Annotated in this window: 12 protein-coding genes and 1 pseudogene; 3 read left to right on the forward strand and 10 right to left on the reverse strand. The window is 51.8% G+C overall.

From position 1 onward, the window contains the following. Together ACFOMG_RS16660 and ACFOMG_RS16665 are read right to left on the reverse strand one after the other, a co-directional pair. Nucleotides 1-3,814 (reverse strand): annotated as a pseudogene (locus ACFOMG_RS16660) (hypothetical protein); the annotation flags it as partial. Between the two features lie 258 nt (nt 3,815-4,072). Beyond that, entirely contained in the window at nt 4,073-5,344 is a 1,272-nt protein-coding gene (locus ACFOMG_RS16665; protein WP_376868322.1) for an O-acetylhomoserine aminocarboxypropyltransferase/cysteine synthase family protein, read from the reverse strand. A gap of 160 nt (nt 5,345-5,504) precedes the next feature. Between ACFOMG_RS16665 and radA the strand changes: the two genes are divergently transcribed. From radA to ACFOMG_RS16680, 3 genes are all read left to right on the forward strand, one after another. After that, nucleotides 5,505-6,875, forward strand: a complete 1,371-nt coding sequence (radA, locus tag ACFOMG_RS16670) for a DNA repair protein RadA (RefSeq protein WP_376868324.1) — start codon at nt 5,505-5,507, stop codon at nt 6,873-6,875. A gap of 215 nt (nt 6,876-7,090) precedes the next feature. Further along, nucleotides 7,091-8,161, forward strand: coding sequence for an efflux RND transporter periplasmic adaptor subunit (locus tag ACFOMG_RS16675; protein ID WP_376868326.1), 1,071 nt, complete (start codon nt 7,091-7,093; stop codon nt 8,159-8,161). 3 nt (nt 8,162-8,164) lie between these two features. Beyond that, nucleotides 8,165-11,290, forward strand: a complete 3,126-nt coding sequence (locus ACFOMG_RS16680) for an efflux RND transporter permease subunit (RefSeq protein ID WP_376868328.1) — start codon at nt 8,165-8,167, stop codon at nt 11,288-11,290. Nucleotides 11,291-11,443: 153 nt separating this feature from the next. On the opposite strand, the gene ACFOMG_RS16685 is transcribed toward ACFOMG_RS16680, so the two are convergent. The 8 genes from ACFOMG_RS16685 to hemE form a co-directional block, all read right to left on the reverse strand. Then, a complete protein-coding gene (locus tag ACFOMG_RS16685; RefSeq protein WP_376868329.1) occupies nt 11,444-11,662 on the reverse strand; it encodes a hypothetical protein in 219 nt (72 codons plus the stop codon). A gap of 287 nt (nt 11,663-11,949) precedes the next feature. Further along, complete coding sequence (locus ACFOMG_RS16690; RefSeq protein WP_376868331.1) at nt 11,950-12,345, reverse strand: Na+/H+ antiporter subunit G; 396 nt, start codon at nt 12,343-12,345, stop codon at nt 11,950-11,952. A 5-nt stretch (nt 12,346-12,350) separates the two neighbouring features. Beyond that, nucleotides 12,351-12,620, reverse strand: coding sequence for a K+/H+ antiporter subunit F (locus ACFOMG_RS16695; RefSeq protein WP_376868409.1), 270 nt, complete (start codon nt 12,618-12,620; stop codon nt 12,351-12,353). Between the two features lie 8 nt (nt 12,621-12,628). Continuing rightward, the gene (locus ACFOMG_RS16700) at nt 12,629-13,117 is read right to left on the reverse strand and encodes a Na+/H+ antiporter subunit E (protein WP_376868332.1); all 489 of its coding nucleotides are present in this window, start codon (nt 13,115-13,117) and stop codon (nt 12,629-12,631) included. Continuing rightward, nucleotides 13,114-14,619, reverse strand: a complete 1,506-nt coding sequence (locus tag ACFOMG_RS16705) for a monovalent cation/H+ antiporter subunit D (protein WP_376868333.1) — start codon at nt 14,617-14,619, stop codon at nt 13,114-13,116. The genes ACFOMG_RS16700 and ACFOMG_RS16705 overlap by 4 nt, the downstream gene beginning before the upstream one ends. Then, nucleotides 14,619-14,990, reverse strand: coding sequence for a Na+/H+ antiporter subunit C (locus tag ACFOMG_RS16710; RefSeq protein ID WP_376868334.1), 372 nt, complete (start codon nt 14,988-14,990; stop codon nt 14,619-14,621). Before ACFOMG_RS16710 ends, ACFOMG_RS16705 begins: the two co-directional genes overlap by 1 nt. Continuing rightward, the gene (locus ACFOMG_RS16715) at nt 14,990-17,785 is read right to left on the reverse strand and encodes a monovalent cation/H+ antiporter subunit A (RefSeq protein ID WP_376868335.1); all 2,796 of its coding nucleotides are present in this window, start codon (nt 17,783-17,785) and stop codon (nt 14,990-14,992) included. Before ACFOMG_RS16715 ends, ACFOMG_RS16710 begins: the two co-directional genes overlap by 1 nt. 269 nt (nt 17,786-18,054) lie before the next feature. Next, nucleotides 18,055-19,119, reverse strand: coding sequence for a uroporphyrinogen decarboxylase (hemE, locus tag ACFOMG_RS16720; RefSeq protein WP_376868337.1), 1,065 nt, complete (start codon nt 19,117-19,119; stop codon nt 18,055-18,057). Between the last annotated feature and the right edge of the window lie 121 nt (nt 19,120-19,240).

Genomic DNA, 19,240 nt, shown 5'->3' on the forward strand with positions numbered 1-19,240 from the left:
TCGTTGGGTCAGTACCGTTATCAGTTTCGTCCTTATTAGAGACACCGTCGCCATCCGAATCGTTATTCGGGTTATTCGGGTCAGCATCTTCGTTATCGTTTACACCGTCACCGTCTGAGTCCGGATTAGTCGGATCAGTACCGTTATCGGTTTCGTCCTTATTAGAGACACCGTCGCCATCCGAATCGTTATTCGGGTTATTTGGCTCGTCATCTTCATTATTAGGCACACCATCACCGTCCGAGTCGTTATTCGGGTTATTGGGTTCGGCGTCGTCGTTATCATTTACACCGTCACCGTCTGAGTCCGGATTCGTTGGGTCAGTACCATTATCGGTTTCGTCCTTATTAGAGACACCGTCGCCATCCGAATCGTTATTCGGGTTTAATGGCTCGTCATCTTCATTATTAGGCACACCATCACCGTCACTGTCGTTAGACGGGTTATTTGGTTCGGCATCGTCGTTATCATTTACACCGTCACCGTCTGAGTCCGGATTCGTCGGGTCAGTACCATTATTGATTTCGTCTTTGTTTTTCACCCCGTCATTATCGTTATCCAACTCACCATAATTAACATCATCAATAACCGCCTGAATTTCAGCGATGGTTGGATTATTGATATCAGCAAAGGCATCACTGACAAAAGCAGCGCTGTATTCAGTCATATTGGCATCAACAATATTGTTTAAACCAATAATGGACTTCAGCTGTAAAAGTGTCAGAAGCTGGGTATTGCTATTTCCGTTGAGGTCTTCAATCAACTCAGCTAACGCAGCCAGAGATGCAACCACCCGGTCCACCAACTGCTGTATTTTTTCTTCAGTATCTACATCCGTAGATGTAAGCGCATTAATAGCCGCATTAATTTCCGACAGGTTATCCTCACTAACACCAGTGATGTCCAGGGTAGTAAAGTCGCTAACGACTGGCGCTGGTTTGGTCTGATCGTCTGCATAGTTTTGAATTTTCTGCAGTGCATCGGCTTTAGCCTTCTCTTCAGCAATCGCTGCGTTAACTGCATTAACAATTGCCTGAATTTCAGCAACTGTATCCACGTCTGCTGCAGTTTTAGCCGCAATCGCTTCATTTACCCGGCTCAGGTTATCCGCGCTAACACCGGTGATTTCCAGGGTAGTAAAGTCGCTAACGATTGGCGCAGGATTACTTTGATTATCCGCGTAATCCTGAATTTTCTGCAAAATATCGATCGGATCAATAACTGTCACCGTCGCCGATGTCACAGTCTGGCCTAACGGGTCGCCATCTTTATCGTAATAGGTTCCCACCACGTTTAACGAATTACCGACATCATCACTGACAACGTTATAACTGGCTGACGTCGCACCTTCGATATCAGTACCGTTACGCTGCCATTGATAACTGACGCTGTATTCAGGGTGTAACAGCATAGTGTCGCTGACAACCGTCAGCGTATTACCTTCAGTCGCCTGAGTTTGGTTTAACTCAATACGGCGGATTAATACCTGAATTTTGCTGAAGCTGTTAGGAGAGGTATTGCTGTCGACCGCTGCCAATACATAAACATTCTGACTATTAAAGGCCACATCCACTGCTGCAGTTAAGTTACCGCTGCTGTCGAGCGCAAACAAACCGCTGTCGTTACCGCCGGTAATACTCCAGGCTGGTGAGCTGGCCCCCGAACCTGAAACCTGGCCAAAAACACTGCCCGCGACCTGGTCGCCATCAACATAAAAGAAATGTTCATCAATGACGGTGTAGCTGGAGTTATCCAGCGCGATCACATAGTCCTCAACCTCACCGGTTACCGCGACTCCGGTTGCCGAATCGGCGTTCAGGCGGGTATCTGTTGTCAGACGGAAACGCGCATACACAGGATAACCGGTAAATAACTGCTCCAGCCCCTGTGTCGCCGACCAGATCAGATCATCCGCCGGAGACGTTTCATTTAAACCGGATGCCACAATAATGCTGCTGTATTCGTCATTATCGAACTGACCATTACCATCAAAATCAACCCAGGCATGTAAACGTGCCGGACGTGGATAGCTGTTGGTCACCGTTATATTGGCCGCCGGTATCACATAATTACTGTCACTGCTGCCTAATGGACTCAGCTGAATGCCATCTTCGTCATTGTCATTAGCCAGGTTGTCTGAATCCGCCCCGGCAGAAGAAATACCACCGGATTCACCATCAACCAATAATCCCAGATACACTTTTTCGGCATCACCTATCACACCGTCAAAGTCATAATCGGCAAATAAATGGTAAGCAGCGTTATTGCCTGACTCAGTACCGAAAGACGCCAGTGCATCACCGTAGTCAGTATTCAGTGTCACAAAGGCACTGCTGCCGAACTGTTCCAGACCGGCAGCTCCCGCCGTTGCTGCCTGTCCATTGAGTCCTTTGTTGCTACCACCAGCACCACCGGCAACCGCTATCTGATCTGCGGTTAAGGTGTTAGCAACGACGTAACCGCCGCCACCACCACCGCCGGAGCCGTGTTCAGCATCCGCCTGAGCGCCATCACCACCCACTGCCGACACACTCAGCTGGCTGTAGTCGGCACTGTTATCAGTGAAATATAAAATAGCGGTACCGGCTGCACCGCCGCCACCGCCACCGTCGCCGGGCTCAATACCGTCATCAAAACCGGCGCCACCATTAACATTAATAACCCCCGTACCGGAAGCAGAAGCGGCTTTAATTAACACCACACCACCACCAACACCACCGTGGGCCAGTGCTTCATTATTGGCTTCACCGGAACCACCGCCGCCGCCCATATTTAAACCGGCAAAAATCGACTGGCCACCATAGCCGGCAAAAAACTTCGGTGTTCCACCGACCCAACCCTGGGCACCTTCACCACCGCGACCGGCGTTAGAGCCACCGCCACCACCGGAGTTATGTGGCCCGGCACCACCACCGGCATTACCCGGTGCACCACGACCATAATCACCACCCGCCAGTGTACTGACCGGGTTTTCAATCACACCCCGCAGCGCTTCGATACGAATCCCCAGGCGGTCTTCACCGATGGCGGATTTATTAACCCCATAATCACGGCTGCTGCCATCAAACACATAGCGTGGCGTACCGGCAATGCCTTCCCCTTTACCGCCTTCATAATACTGGCCATTGCTGGCCACACTGGCGATGGAATCGGTGGTTTCTGAATAATCCGATTCAACCCCGCCACGGAACCCCTTGGCAGCGGCATCAATGTGATGTCCATTAAAGTTGATATCACCACCGGTAGCGGAGAAAGCAACGATACCGCCCACATCACCGTTCCACGGGTAGGCCGCAATATCTGCTGTTAACGTTGCGCCTTCTGTGCCGTAATCCGGCACCAGTACCAGCTGCCAGTTGGCTTCGTTAGTATCAGAAAAGGAATTTTTCAGCGCCTGTTGCAGGGTGATGGTATTACCACTGACCGCCTGCACCGTTGCGTATTCAAAGCGGCCGGCAATCTGAGAAATAACGCCACCAGCGTATTGCTCAGAACCGTGTGGACTGGTTTCCACCGTATCCGGGTCGTTACCACTGCCGGCACCGTTGCCGTATTTATCGGTATTGGAAGCATCGATCGTGGCGCCCTGGGATTGCAGCAGTAAAACCGTATCACCGGCCTGAAAGGTATAAGCCGAAGGCTTCATCGTTGCACCCTCGAGGGTGATCTGCTGATCACCGGCGCTGACTTCACCAATACCTTTGACATAACGGTTGATAACACCGGAGATATCGGCAGCCAATGCCACCGCCGGAGCCCCGGCGAATACAATCAAGCAACATATAGAAACAAAATAGCGGAGGTATTTGTTCATATCGCATCCTTTTTGGTCATTTTTATGGCGGTGAGTTCCAGCACCGACACATTCAGAAACAATTCGGACGCGATACTACCAGAGACTATTTATAGGATTATTATTCTTTTACATTCTGCGCCCAGATTTTACATCTGCTGGTAATAAAGGATGGGACCACCCCGGGCGCATAAAAAAACCCTCAGCCACAAGTAGCAGAGGGTTTTATCAAACATGGTCAGTGGCCGCTCAGGCAGCCACTGACACGGTGACGGCGAGTTATTTTGCCGCTGCCAGTGCCTGCTCGATATCGGCGATGATATCGTCAACATGTTCGATACCAATCGACAGCCGCACCAGATCGGTGGAAACGCCGGCGGTTTTCATTTCGTCTTCATTCAGCTGACGGTGAGTGGTGGTCGCCGGGTGACACGCCAGTGATTTGGCATCACCGATATTTACCAGACGTTTGATCAGCTGCAGCGCATCAATAAATTTTGCTCCGCCTTCGGCCCCGGTTTTAATACCAAAACTAAGAATGGCCGATGGTTTGCCAGCAACCATACGTTGTGCCACCTCGTAATGTTTGTTGTCTTTCAGGCCGGCATAGTTAACCCAGGATACCTGCTCGTGGGCGTTCAGGTATTCGGCAACTTTTTGTGCATTTTCAACGTGACGGTCCATGCGTAACGCCAGCGTTTCCAGACCCTGTAACAACATAAAGGCATTCAGTGGTGCTAATGCAGCACCCATATTACGCAGCGGTACCACCCGGGCACGGCCAATAAAGGCGGCTTCACCCATTGCTTCGGCATACACCACACCATGGTAGGAAGGATCCGGCTGGTTAAAACGCGGGAAACGTGGATTGTCTTTCCACGGGAATTTACCGGAATCAACAATCGCCCCACCCACGGTCGTACCATGACCACCGATGTATTTGGTTAACGAATGCACCACAATATCGGCACCGTGTTCAAACGGGCGACACAGATAAGGCGTTGCCACCGTGTTATCCACAATCACAGGGACGCCGTGTTTATGAGCCATATCCGACAGCGCTTTCAGGTCAACCACGTTACCCGCCGGGTTACCGATTGATTCACAGAACAGGGCTTTGGTGTTGTCGTCGATTAACGCTTCCAGAGCGGCGATATCATCACCGGAGGCCATACGTACTTCGATGCCCTGCTGCGGGAAGGTGTGAGCAAACAGATTATAGGTGCCACCGTACAGCTGGCTGACCGACACAATATTATCACCGGCCGCCGCCACGGTCTGAATCGCTGCGGTGATGGCCGCCATACCAGACGCCATACATAATGCTGCAATCCCGCCTTCCATCGCCGCAACCCGCTGTTCCAGTACGTCGTTGGTCGGGTTCATAATACGGGTGTAGATATTGCCTGGCTCTTTCAGATCAAACAGGTCCGCACCATGCTGAGTATCACGGAAGCTGTAAGAGGTGGTCTGATAAATCGGCACCGCCACTGCACGGGTGGTTGGATCGTCGTTAAAGCCCGCGTGAATGGCCTGAGTCTCGAGTTTCATATGAGGCAGTCCTATTGTGTTATTAATTCTTAATGACAAAGCGCACACAGTGTATCAGAGCTACCGGACCTGAAAAGCAAAACCCATCACCACGCAGTTGCCCTCTGCCCCCAGCAGGTTACACTGCCAGCCAGTTTTACAGCTCAATACCCGGATCCTTATGGCTAAGAAAAAAACCGCATACGTATGCAACGACTGTGGCGCCGACCACACTAAATGGCAGGGCCAATGCACCGGTTGTGGCGCCTGGAACACTTTGCAGGAGTTTGTGGTAGCGGCCAGCAAAACCCCGGCGCGGGAAGCCAACTTCAGCGGTTACGCCGGTGGTGCCAGCGATCAGGGAGTGCAGCGCCTGGCCGATGTAAATCTGAATGAAGTGCCCCGTTTCAGCTCCGGTATGCAGGAGTTCGACCGGGTATTGGGCGGCGGCTTAGTACCAGGCTCAGCCATTTTAATCGGCGGCCATCCGGGAGCCGGTAAATCGACCCTGTTGTTACAGACTATGTGTCATCTGGCAAGCCAGATGCCGGCCTTATACGTCACCGGCGAAGAAAGCCTGCAGCAGGTTGCTCGTCGTGCCCAGCGCCTGGGCTTACCGACGGATCAGCTTAATATGCTCAGCGAAACCAATGTTGAGCGCCTGACCCGAACGCTGCAGCAACATCAGCCCAGAATCGTAGTCATTGATTCGATCCAGGTGATGCACGTCGACGGTGTTGAATCAGCCCCCGGTAGTGTTTCCCAGGTACGCGAAAGCGCCGCCTATTTAACCCGCTTCGCCAAACAAACCAATACGGTGTTATTTCTCGTCGGTCACGTCACCAAAGACGGTACCATCGCCGGTCCCAAAGTGCTGGAACATATGATCGATTGCTCCATCATGCTGGAAGGTTCCGGTGACAGCCGTTTCCGCACCTTGCGCGGCATTAAAAACCGCTTTGGTGCCATTAATGAGCTGGGGGTTTTTGCCATGCTTGATCAGGGCTTAAAAGAAGTTAAAAACCCCAGCTCGATCTTTTTATCACGCAGCGACGAGCCCGCCGCCGGCAGTGTGGTGATGGTCATCTGGGAAGGCACCCGGCCTTTGCTGGTAGAAATCCAGGCATTAGTCGACGACAGCCACTTCGGCAATCCCAAGCGGGTAGCCGTTGGTCTCGACCAGAACCGGCTGAATTTATTATTAGCCGCCATGCACCGCCACGGTGGTATTCATCTGGGCGACCAGGATGTGTATATCAATGTGGTGGGAGGCGTTAAGGTCAGCGAAACGGCCGCCGACCTGGCGTTATTATGTGCGGCCTTATCCTCGTTCCGTAATCAGCCATTGCCACAGGATTTAATTGTGTTTGGTGAAGTTGGCTTAGCCGGTGAAATCCGTCCGGTCCCGTCCGGCCAGGAACGGATTAAAGAAGCGGCCAAACATGGGTTTAAACGCGCTATTGTGCCAAAAGGTAATATGCCACGTCAGCCGATCGACGGTATGGAAGTGATTGCTGTTGATAAACTGCAGCAGGCGCTGGAGCGACTGTAATCCCGCAGTTTATTAACCGCAGCTGAATTTAACCGCGCCAGACCATCATTACCACTGTGTCTGACTGCAACACTCTGTCTGCCACCGATACACTACAGCCAGTCGTGTTGGCTTGCTATCATGTCGGCCCGCGCCTGTCTACACTGAAATATTATCAGACTTGCCAGCCAGGCTGATCGTTTCTGCCAACACCATAACCCAACAGGAAGGTTGTTATGAAAACCCTGACCCTCTTTATCTCTCTGCTGCTGACGGCACACACCCTGGCGGCTGAGGCGCCGGCGGTAATTGTACATACCATCAAACAAACCCAGGCGCGGCCGGATATCGAAATTGCCGGACGGGTCAGTGCGGTACAACAGGTCAGAATTGTGCCCCGGGTCAGCGGTATTTTAGAACAGCGCCATTTTGTTGAAGGCAGCCGGGTCGAAAAGGGAGCCGCGTTATTCAGTATCGAAAAAGTGACCTACCAGATTCAGCAGAAACAGGCCCGCGCCGCCTTGTTGAGCGCCAAAGCGTCATTAAAACAGGCCAGTGCCGAACTCAGTCGCCAGCAAACCTTACGCAACAGCGGCGCCGCTTCTAAAGCGCAACTGGAAAGTGCCGAAGCGCAGCGGGATCAGGCCAAAGCCCAGCTGTTACAGGCCGAAGCACAACTGCAGCAAGCCGAACTGAACCTCAGCTATACCGATATCAGCAGCCCGATCAGTGGCCGTATCAGCCTCGCCAGTGTTAACACCGGCAATCTGGTGAACGCCAACAGCAGTCAGCTGGCCACCATAGTGCAAACCGATCCGGTGTACGTCGATTTATCGGTGTCGGAAAAATTATTATTACAGGCACGGCGCCAGTCTCCACAACTGGAAAACGCCAATATGATTCCCCACCTGATACTGGCCGACGGAAACAGTTACCAGCACCCGGGGGAATTTGATTTTATTGCCCCTCAGGTCAATACCGAAACAGACTCCATCGCCATCCGGGCGCGTTTCCCGAATCCCGACGGGCTGTTATTACCCGGCGAATTTGTCCGGGTGACGCTGGAACCAGCCAGTGCCCCTAACGTACTGACGGTTTCTCAGGCAGCAGTACAACGCGATCGTGATGGCTTTTTTGTATTACTGGTAAACGACCAGCAACAGGTTGAACAACGCCGCGTCACTCTGGGAGAGCAAACCGGAGCCGACTGGATTGTGATTTCCGGCCTGCAGGCCGGTGAGCGGGTCATCACTCAAGGGCTGCAAAAAGTCAGCAACGGCCAGACCGTTAATGCCGTGGAGCAATAAATTATGTTTTCACGCTTTTTTATTCATCGCCCAAAATTCGCGCTGGTTATTTCCATCGTCATTATTATTGCCGGGGTATTGGCTGCCAGCCGTTTGCCGGTCACCCAATATCCGGACATTACCCCACCCCAGGTACAGGTATGGGCAACCTATCCAGGCGCCAATGCACAAACCGTGGAAGAAGCCGTCGCCACCCCCATCGAGTCGATGGTCAACGGTGTTGACGACATGTTGTATATGAGCTCGTCCAGCGGTAACGACGGCACCTATATGTTAACCGTTACCTTTAAAGTCGGTACCGACCCCGACCAGGCAGCCGTTAACGTGCAGAACCGGGTAGCCCTGGCCAGCGCCAGCCTGCCGCAGGATGTGGTGCGGCGTGGTGTCACCACTCAGAAACAGTCCAGCACCATGCTGATGGTGGTGGCACTGACCTCACCGAATAAAAGCCACGACAGCTTATTTATGAGTAATTATTCCGCCATTTATCTGGAAGATGCATTAGCGCGGATTAACGGCGTAGGCAGTGCCAAACAGTTTGGCAGCCTGGAATATGGCATGCGCGTCTGGCTCGACCCGGACCGCCTGCAGGCTCTGGGTTTAACCGCAGACGACATCAGCGCAGCCATTCAGAGTCAGAGTGTACAGGCCGCACTCGGGAAAATTGGCGCACCACCGGTACAAAACGATCAGCAGTTTCAGTTCACCCTGACCAGTAAAGGCCGGTTAACCGATGCCACTGAGTTTGAAAATATTATCGTTAAAACCAGCAACGATGGTTCACGTATTTATCTGAAAGACGTTGCCCGGGTAGAGTTAGGTGCCCAGACTTATGGTTTCAGCATGCGTGTTAATGGTGAAGAAGGTGTACCTTTTGGCGTGTATCAGAGCCCGGGGGCCAATGCCCTGGAAGTCGCCGAAAAAATAAAAACTGAAATGCAGCGGCTGAGCCAGTATTTCCCGGATGATCTGGAATATCAGATTTTTTACGACTCAACCAAGTTTGTTGAAGCCTCCATTAACGAGGTCATTAAAACCCTGATCATGACCTTTGTTCTGGTGGTTGCGGTGACCTTTCTGTTTTTAGGTGACTGGCGTGCAACACTGATACCGGCAGCGACTATCCCGGTATCATTAATCGGCACCTTTATGGCTCTCCAGCTGGCCGGCTTTTCGATTAATACCATCTCTTTGTTTGCCCTGATTCTGGCCATCGGTATTGTGGTCGACGATGCCATTGTAGTCGTGGAAAACGTAAAACGGCATATGCAGGAAAGTAAGCTGGATGCCACTGCCGCTACCAGCAAAGCCATGGGTGAAGTGTTTGGTCCGGTGATTGCCACCACCCTGGTGCTGCTGGCGGTATTTGTCCCGGTCGCCTTTATGCCGGGTTTAACCGGTAAACTGTACACTCAGTTTGCGGTCACCATTGCGGTGGCGGTGGCATTATCCTCATTAAATGCGTTAACCCTGTCGCCCGCCCTGTGTGCCCTGCTGCTGAAAAACGACAGCGAAGCCAAAGGTTTCTTTGCCTGGTTTGATCAACGCGTCGACGCGACCCGGAAAAAATATGTTCTGGGGGCCGTGTTCCTTAATAAACGCCTGGGGCTGACCGCCGCCCTGTTGCTCATCATCGGCGCGGCCACCGGCTGGTTATTTCACAGCACACCAACCGGTTTTATTCCTTACGAAGATCAGGGCGCCTTTTTTGTCGATATTTCCCTGCCTCAGGGTGCTTCGATTAACCGCACCACCGAACTGGCTGTGGATATCGATCAGGAGTTACGCCAGATTCCGGAAATTGAACGCACCATGCTGGTCACCGGCTTTGGTTTAATTGGCGGCATCGCTTCCAGTAACGCGTTTATGTTGCCGGTATTAAAAGACTGGGATGAACGGCCGGACATCCCCTGGTATCAGACCTTTGCTCAGATGTCAGAAAAACTGCAGGCCGTGCCCGGTGCCAACGCCTTTGGTTTTCCACCACCGCCAATTCCCGGCCTGGGAGCTACCGGTGGCCTGGAAGCCAACCTGCTCGACCTGCAAAGTGCTTCACCACAGGAGCTGGCACAGGTCAGCAACAGCCTGGTACTGGCTCTGAATAACTCGGATAAAATCAAACAGGCTTTTTCATTTTATAACGCCAATAATCCCCAGCTGGAAATTATTATCGACCGTGAAAAAGCGGCCAGTTTGAATATCAGCCCCGCCACCATTTACCGTACCCTGCAAAGTCAGCTGGGTTCGTCTTACGTCAATGACTTCACCTTGTATGGCCGCAGTTACCGCGTGATGTTACAGGCCGAAGGGCGCTACCGTGACGCCATTGCCGATATCGACAGCATTTATATTAAATCGAACAGTGGCGCTCAGGTACCGGCCGGCTCGTTACTGGAAGTACGCCAGATTCTTGGGCCACAAAAACTCGATCGCTATAACACCTACCGTAACGCCGGCCTGAATATCACACCCGCCAGTGGTTACAGCAGTGGTGAAATTATGGCCAAAGCCAGTGCGATTGCCAGCCGGGTGTTACCCGACGGTTACGCCATGGAGTGGACCGGTACCGCACAACAGGAACAGGAATCCGCAGGTTATGTGGTGCTGATTTTTTCTCTGTCGTTATTGTTTGCCTATTTATTTCTGGTGGCACAATACGAAAGCTGGACCATTCCGGTAGCGGTCATATTATCTGTTGTAGTGGCCATGATGGGCGCCATGATTCCGTTGTATTTAATCGACGGACTGGATAACAACTTATACGCCCAGGTCGGACTGGTAATGCTCATTGGCCTGGCGAGTAAATCAGCAATTTTAATTGTTGAGTTTGCCAAACAGTTACACGAAGAAGGGAAAACTATTCTGCAAGCTGCAGAACAGGCCGCCAGCTTACGTTTCCGGGCGGTAATGATGACTGCCTTCTCATTTATTCTTGGTGTCGCACCGTTAATTTTTTCCAGCGGTGCCGGTGCGATGAGCCGTATCTCCATCGGTTTCGTCGTGTTATCAGGAATGTTGTTTGCAACCGTTATCGGTATTTTCCTGATCCCGGCATTATATGTACTGATGCAGTCGCTGCGGGAAAAACTCAAATCAAATTCCGCCAACGAACCTCATGCTGAGCAATAAACATCCGTAATTATTCCGACCTCCTGAATACAATCACCAGCTCAGAAATACGGTGTTTGTATTCAGGCATTCTGAGTCAATACTTTTTCTTTCGCTCCAGGCCTAATTAATACGACTCCAGAAACTCATATCCACCGTATGATCATCGAGCCATTACAGATATTGCCGGACAACCGGATTATCCAGCCACTGACGACAATATTCCTCCGCCTTTTGCTGGGAACTGGCAATCGCCACATCGGCATACACACCATTGTGTCCCCGTAATAATGCATGGAACACCAGCTCCTGCGGCTGACCAAAATACATCAGCACACCTTCAACGATAAACAGGAATTGTCCTTCCGGGTGAGCAGCCGCAAGATCATCCATCCAGCGGGTCTCAAACATCGACAAGGCGATCAGAAACTGGCAATTGCCATCAAACTTCGAAAATCATAATTCAGCACATCGACCAGCTGACAGGCTGCCTGGTCACAGATGATAGGATGCTGGCGCTGTGATTCCCTCGCTTTCATATACAAAGGAATCAACAGGGTAAAAGAAAGCACAGCTCATGTATTAGGTTTTGCTTACGCCGAGGTCAATAACACTGACGAATTTATTCAGCAACAATTTCTGAACCCTTCAAACCAATGAATTCGCCACTCACTCCGGGGTCAGGCTTTAGCGGCTTTCTCTTCCGCTTCCGGCTCTGGTCGTGGTGTCTTCTGCGCGGCAATACGTGGCGCCATATCACGGTTTTTAGTTCGTTCCAGCATGGCAATTTTTTTATGTAAGGCCGCTTTCGCCATCATATGTGCCGACACGGGTGCGGTAATAAACAGGAATAAACTGATCACCAGTTCATATACGCTGAAGCCACCATCGCGCACACTGGTCAGCAACATAGAAGCCACCAGTACCGAACCAATTCCCAGCGTAGTCGCCTTGGTAGGTGCATGCAGGCGGGTAAAAAAGTCCGGCAATTTTGCCAACCCTAACGAGCCAACAAACACAAAAAAACCGCCCATTACCAGCCAGCCCGCCACCAGATAATTCATTACATCGGTCATATCCATTATTCGATAATATCTCCGCGCAGCAGGTATTTACTCAACGCTGCCGTGCTGACAAATCCCAGCATGGCAATTAATAACGCACCTTCAAAATACAGTGCAGAACCGTTATGCAGGCCCAGCAGAATAATCAGTGCAATGCTGTTGATATAGAGGGTGTCCAGCGCCAGGATACGGTCGGGTAATTCCGGGCCACGCAAAATCCGCCACACATTCATTAGCAAAGAAACCAGTACCAGCACGGAAGTGAGGATAATGGCGTAACTGAGGATTTCGGAACTTAACATGCGAAAATCTCCTTCAGCGGTTGTTCGTAACGGCTGCGGATTGAGTCGATTATTTCCTGTTCGTTATCGACATGCAGGGCGTGAATATAAAGCCACTGTTTATCGTCAGAAAAATCAACACTCACCGTTCCCGGGGTTAACGAAATGGTACTGGCCAATACCGTTAATGGGAAATCGCCGGTCAGAGCCAGCGGGTAAGCAACAAACCCCGGATTCAGTTTGCGGTTGCTGCCCAACACCCGGGCGGCCACCTCCATATTGGATACAAAAATATCCAATAATAAACGCAACACATACAGCACCACAGAAAAAGGCTTAACTACCCGACTCTGACGGTTGGCATACGGAGCGGTAATCATCGGAATAAACAGCGCCAGTATAGTGCCCAGCAATAGCTGACCGGCAGAAAAGCCATTTAATAACAGCCACACCACCAGTAACAGCGCGCTGTGCATCGGCATGGGCAATAAACGTGTCATCATGGGGTCACCTCAGCAACGGCCTGTGGCACTTTATGTAATTCCTGAGCGGCCATTACCGTCAGGTCAGAAATCGGCCCAGCAAAAATCACCATTAACGGCGACGCCAGCAATAACATCAGTACGGCCGTTAATTGCAGTGGATGAGCTTTACTTTCCTGAGCCGGCTGGCCGCTGGCTCGCCAGAACAGGGTACTGCCGGCACGACTGAGAATAATCATAGCGCTGAGGCCGGATAACAACAGTGGCGCCCAGATCCAGGCGGCCTCCACAGCGGCAGAAGATGCCTGCAGAATCAGCAGTTTGCCAATAAAACCGGAGAACGGCGGCATACCAATTAATCCCAGCGAGGCGATAAAAAACAACACGCCCAGCAACATCGGCTGTGACACCGGCCGGCCACGCACAAAGCGGTCCTGAGCCTGTGCCCGTTGCTCCTGAATTAACCCGGCCACCATAAACATGGCCGCCGACAATAAAGTACTGTGAATTAAATAATATAAACCTGCGGCCGTCGCTTCCACCGAGTTCAGCGCCAGAGTAACCAGCAAAGTCCCTGCCGATACCACCACCAGGTTTGCCGCCAGCATTTTTAAGGTCTGGCTGGCTAATACCGCAATGATACCGGCAACCATGGTCAATAATGCCAGTGGCCATAACCAGCCGATCGCAATATTAGCCAGCTCTCCGGCATGATCACCAAAAATAGCCGTATGTACCCGCCAGATGCTGTAAATACCCACCTTGGTCATAATGGCAAACAACGCAGCGACCGGCGTTGAGGTGTAGGCGTAAGTTCGTGGCAACCAGAAATGCATCGGCAACAACGCCGCTTTTAAGCCAAATACCACCAATAATAACAAGCCACCGGAACGTGCCAGTTCGATATTTTCTTCATTCAGGTGGGCTGCTTTATACGCCATATCGGCCATATTCAGCGTACCAAACGAGGCGTAAATCATGCCCAGTCCAAACAGAAACACTGCTGAACCTGCCAGGTTCAGCAACACATAATGCACCGCCGCCTGAGTACGCTGCTTGCCGCCACCGTGGATCAGCAACGAATAAGAAGCGATTAACAGAATTTCGAAGAATACGAACAGGTTAAAAATATCGCCCGTCAGAAAGGCGCCGTTAATCCCGACAATCTGGAATAAAAACAGCGGATGAAAAAATGGCCCGCGACTGTCGTCTCCGGCACAGGCGTACAAGTGAGCAGCCATGGCTAACACCGCTGTCAGCAATAACATCACCGACGCCAGAGTATCGTTCACCAGAGCAATACCAAACGGTGCCTGCCAGTTGCCCATCATATAAACCTGAGGCCCCTGTTTCAGGCTGTGGCCGAGTAAAACGGCGGCGACCAGTAACAAGGCACAGTTCACCGCAAATACGACCAGCCGCTGGCGCGACACATCGTTATGTAATGGCGGAAATAACAACAGCACCGCAGCAATCAGCGGAATAAGTACCGGGAAAAAAATCAGATGGTCCGACAGGGTCATCAGTCTTCTCCTCCCAGACGGCGGGCTTTTTGAGGTAATTCGTCGTGAATTTCGGTTTTACCATCGACCTGATCGTTACCCAGGTCGGAACGCGCGCGTAATGCCAGAATCAGAGCGAATGCGGTCATGGCAAAACCAATCACAATCGCCGTTAACACCAGCGCCTGGGGCAGCGGATCGGCGTATTGTTCACTTTCGCCGAGAATCGCTGCGCCGTTTAATACCAGCCGGCCACTGGCGAATAAAAACAGATTCACCGCATACGACAGTAAGGTTAAGCCCAGCACCACGGCAAAGGTGTAGCCACGCATCACCAGAAATACCCCACCGGTTGTAATGGCGCCAACACAAATGGCATACAGGGTTTCCATTATTTATCTCCTGCTTTAGGTCGTTCGCCAGTGGTGAGTTTGCCCAGATTAGAAAGAATCAGCAGCGTGGCACCAATCACGGTAAAGTACACGCCAAGGTCAAATACCATGGCACTGGCCAGTTCAAATTTGCCGACCACCGGCCAGTAGAAATAATCAAACCAGGTGGTCAGGAACGGCCGCTGATACAGCCAGCTGCCCAGGCCGGTTAAAATCGCCAGCGATAAACCAATCGCCACCATATAGTGATACGGGAAATCCATCCGTTCTTTCATCCAGCTGACACCATGGCCGATATATTGCTGAATTAATGCAATGGCAGTAATCAGTCCGGCAATAAAACCACCGCCCGGCAGATTGTGACCACGCAGGAAAATATACGCCGAAATTAACAACGCCAGTGGCAATAAACTCTGCGATACCAGTGCCAGCATCATTGGATGTTTATCCGGTGACCAGGCAACGCCATCCTGGTCGGCACGCGGAATATACAAACGCATACCTGCCAACAGTTTAAAGATGCCCAGCGCGGCAATCGCCAGTACCGTGATCTCACCCATGGTATCGAAACCGCGGAAGTCGACCAGAATCACATTGACCACATTGGTACCGCCACCACCGGTTTTACTGTTTTCGATAAAGAAGTCCGAAATACTGTGCAGCGGCCGGGTCAGCATCACATAACACAGGGTACCGATCACAGCACCAATGGCCGATGCAATCCCCAGGTCGCGCACGATGCGCTGGATGGAGCTTTCCCGCAGTGGTGTTTTTTGTGGCAAAAAGAACAGCGCCAGCAGGAACAACACAATGGTCGCCACTTCCACCGATAACTGAGTCAGCGCCAGATCCGGTGCCGAGAAATAAGCAAAGGCAATGGCCACCACCAGTCCGACAATGGAAATCATGATCAGCGATAACAACCGCAGATGACTGAAAATCATGGTCGCTACCGTGGCAATAATGACCACAAAAGTCGCCAGTACCATCGGCCACTGAATCGCCTGCTCCGGTTTGCTGCCGTGTGCTTCCGCCAGCTCCAGTAATGGCCAGCCGGCGACCACCAGAGTTAACACCATCAGGTAAGTGATATAACGCTGCAGCTTGCCGTTATCGATCCACTGTTGCAGGGCCGTAGCACGACCAATCAGCAGCTGAATGTATTTTTCGAATTCCACCTTGGCGTCAATTTCGCTGAACTGGCCCTGAAAATCGAATAAATGACGGCGATTGATATACAGCAGACTGCCGCCAACAACCGCCAGTAAACTCATCACCAATGGCATATTAAAACCGTGCCAGATCGCCAGGCTGAAGTCCGGTAATGGCCCCTGTAATACAGCACCAGCGGCAATCCGTAACAGCGCTCCGACGGTGATATCCGGCACCACCCCCACCAGCAAACAGATCACCACCAGGATCTCCACCGGCACCCGCATATAACGCGGCGGTTCATGTGGTGTACGCGGAAGGTTAATCGGTTCGCCGTTAAAGAATACGTCGTGAATAAAACGTAACGAATAGGCCACGGCTAACGCACCACCTAACGTTGCCAGTACCGGAATAATCCACGACAGTGACCCCAGAGTATGCTGCGACAGGGTTTCAGCGAATAACATTTCTTTCGACAGGAAGCCGTTTAACAACGGCACCCCGGCCATTGAAGCGGCCGCCACCATAGCCAGCGTGGCGGTGTAAGGCATGTATTTCCACATACCGTTCAGCTGGCGCATATCACGCGAACCGGCTTCGTGGTCGATAATCCCCGCCGCCATAAACAACGAGGCTTTAAAGACCGCATGGTTAATAATGTGGAATACCGCCGCAATGGCCGCCAATGGTGTATCAAGACCAAACAGCAGGGTAATCAGGCCCAGATGACTGATGGTTGAATACGCCAGCAGGCCTTTTAAGTCGTGTTTAAATAACGCCGTATATGCGCCCACCAGCAACGTCGCCAGACCCACCAGCGATACCACGCCAAACCATAACTCGGTACCGGCCAGTACCGGATAAAAACGCGCCAGTAAAAACACCCCGGCTTTTACCATGGTGGCCGAATGCAGATACGACGAGACCGGGGTCGGGGCCGCCATCGCATGAGGTAACCAGAAATGGAACGGGAACTGCGCCGACTTGGTAAAAGCCCCGAGCAGGAACAAGGCAATAATCAGCGGATAGGCTGTGCTGCCGCGTAATAAATCACCACTCGCCAGTACCTCCGTCAGGCTGTAACTACCGACGGTTTCACCAATCAGGATAAAGGCGGCTAACAACGCCAGGCCGCCGGCACCGGTAATGGTCAGCGCCATACGGGCGCCTTTACGGGCTTCGGTTTTATGCCACCAGAAACTGATCAGCAGGAATGAACTGATACTGGTGAGCTCCCAGTAAGCCCACAGTTGCAGCAGGTTGTCGGATAACACCACACCTAACATGGCGCTCATAAACAACAATAAAAAGGCGTAAAAACGCCCCATATGATCGTCGTCGGATAAATAATAGCGGGCGTATAACAGCACCAGCAGGCCGATGCCGAGAATCAGAATCGAAAATAACAGCCCTAAACCATCGAGGTGAAAGGCCAGAGATAAGCCTGCATTGGCTAACCAGGCGGTTTGCCAGTGAATCACCTCGCCGGCCAGCACCTGTGGCATCAGGCTTAATAAACACACCAGCGCCAACGCCGGTATAAAGGCCGTCGCGGCCAGAGTCACCCGACGACCAAAACGGTCGGCCAGCAGGGGGACCAGGGTTCCAAACAGCGGCAGCAGAGGAATCCATAGCAATGTCATAAAAAGAGTCGCCTCGTTCCTGGAGATAGCGGGCACCCGGGTAGCCGGGCTGACTGAAAGATAGCACGAACCCTGACAAACCCCTATAAAACGCTCAGGCCGGCAGAAACCCCACGTGCAAAGAATTGTCAGTCAATGTGCATAAAATTACCTTTAAAAACAATGTAGTTACGTTCACAGCAATGAAACCTGGCAGGCACAAAAAACGGCATCCGCAGATGCCGTTGGTTGTTGTTCAGTCACTGCTCCGGAGCAGCCAGGCGAACACCTTATTGGTGGTATTCAGGGCTCAGTTCCACCACTGCCTCAACAAAGGCCCTGGCGTGTTCAGGGTCGACAAACTGATGAATACCATGACCCAGGTTAAACACCTGGCCAGACCCTTTACCATAGCTGTCGAGGATACGTTTCACTTCCGCACGGATGGTTTTGGGTGAGGCATACAATACCGATGGATCCATATTGCCCTGCAACGCAACCCGATCACCCACGCGTGAACGGGCATTACCGATATCCGTGGTCCAGTCGAGACCCAGTGCATCAGCGCCGGTATCCGCCATCGCTTCTAACCACTGGCCACCGCCTTTGGTAAACAGAATGACCGGAATGGTATTACCGTTATGTTCACGCTTCAGACCAGCGACGATCTGCTGCATGTATTTCAGCGAAAATTCGCGATAACACACGTCACTCAGGCTACCGCCCCAGGTGTCAAAGATCTGTACCGCCTGGGCACCGGCTTCAATCTGGGCATTGAGGTAATCGATTACAGATTTCGCCAGCGTGTCCAGCAACTGATGCATCACTTCCGGCGTGTCGTACATCATGGCTTTAACATGACGAAAATCTTTCGATGAGCCGCCTTCTACCATATAGGTTGCCAGTGTCCAAGGACTGCCGGAGAAACCAATTAATGGTACCCGGCCGTTCAGTTCACTGCGGATGGTACTAACGGCTTTTAATACGTAATCCAGATCAGCCCTGGTATTCACCACACTGAGGCTGTTAACGTCCGCTTCAGTGCGGATGATTTTTTTGAAACGTGGCCCTTCGCCGGTTTCAAAATACAGCCCCAGCCCCATCGCATCGGGAATGGTTAAGATGTCGGAAAACAGAATGGCCGCATCCAGCGGAAACCGTTCCAGCGGCTGGATCGTTACTTCACACGCCAGCTCATGGTTTTTGCACAACGACATAAAGTCACCGGCCTGGGCACGGGTCGCTTTATATTCCGGCAGGTAACGGCCTGCCTGACGCATCATCCAGATTGGGGTACGGTCTACCGGCTGACGCATCAGCGCCTTCAGAAAGCGATCGTTTTTTAACTCAGACATACGATTCCAAACTAAACGGGAAAATTGCCGGGCATCATAGCAAAAATGTCGCCCGAAAGCCTGACGCCGGGCAATTTTATCAACCACCACTTCCGTCAACCGCCACTTCCGTCAACCGCCA

The organism is Bacterioplanoides pacificum, assembly GCF_042648445.1.
Classification (GTDB): domain Bacteria; phylum Pseudomonadota; class Gammaproteobacteria; order Pseudomonadales; family Oceanobacteraceae; genus Bacterioplanoides; species Bacterioplanoides pacificum.

Bases quoted from the DNA above. Each gene is read 5' to 3' on its own strand.
- ACFOMG_RS16665 (WP_376868322.1), bottom strand. From the start codon at position 5,344: ATGAAACTCGAGACTCAGGCCATTCACGCGGGCTTTAACGACGATCCA.
- radA (WP_376868324.1), top strand. From the start codon at position 5,505: ATGGCTAAGAAAAAAACCGCATACGTATGCAACGACTGTGGCGCCGAC.
- ACFOMG_RS16675 (WP_376868326.1), top strand. From the start codon at position 7,091: ATGAAAACCCTGACCCTCTTTATCTCTCTGCTGCTGACGGCACACACC.
- ACFOMG_RS16680 (WP_376868328.1), top strand. From the start codon at position 8,165: ATGTTTTCACGCTTTTTTATTCATCGCCCAAAATTCGCGCTGGTTATT.
- ACFOMG_RS16685 (WP_376868329.1), bottom strand. From the start codon at position 11,662: ATGGATGATCTTGCGGCTGCTCACCCGGAAGGACAATTCCTGTTTATC.
- ACFOMG_RS16690 (WP_376868331.1), bottom strand. From the start codon at position 12,345: ATGACCGATGTAATGAATTATCTGGTGGCGGGCTGGCTGGTAATGGGC.
- ACFOMG_RS16700 (WP_376868332.1), bottom strand. From the start codon at position 13,117: ATGATGACACGTTTATTGCCCATGCCGATGCACAGCGCGCTGTTACTG.
- ACFOMG_RS16705 (WP_376868333.1), bottom strand. From the start codon at position 14,619: ATGACCCTGTCGGACCATCTGATTTTTTTCCCGGTACTTATTCCGCTG.
- ACFOMG_RS16710 (WP_376868334.1), bottom strand. From the start codon at position 14,990: ATGGAAACCCTGTATGCCATTTGTGTTGGCGCCATTACAACCGGTGGG.
- ACFOMG_RS16715 (WP_376868335.1), bottom strand. From the start codon at position 17,785: ATGACATTGCTATGGATTCCTCTGCTGCCGCTGTTTGGAACCCTGGTC.
- hemE (WP_376868337.1), bottom strand. From the start codon at position 19,119: ATGTCTGAGTTAAAAAACGATCGCTTTCTGAAGGCGCTGATGCGTCAG.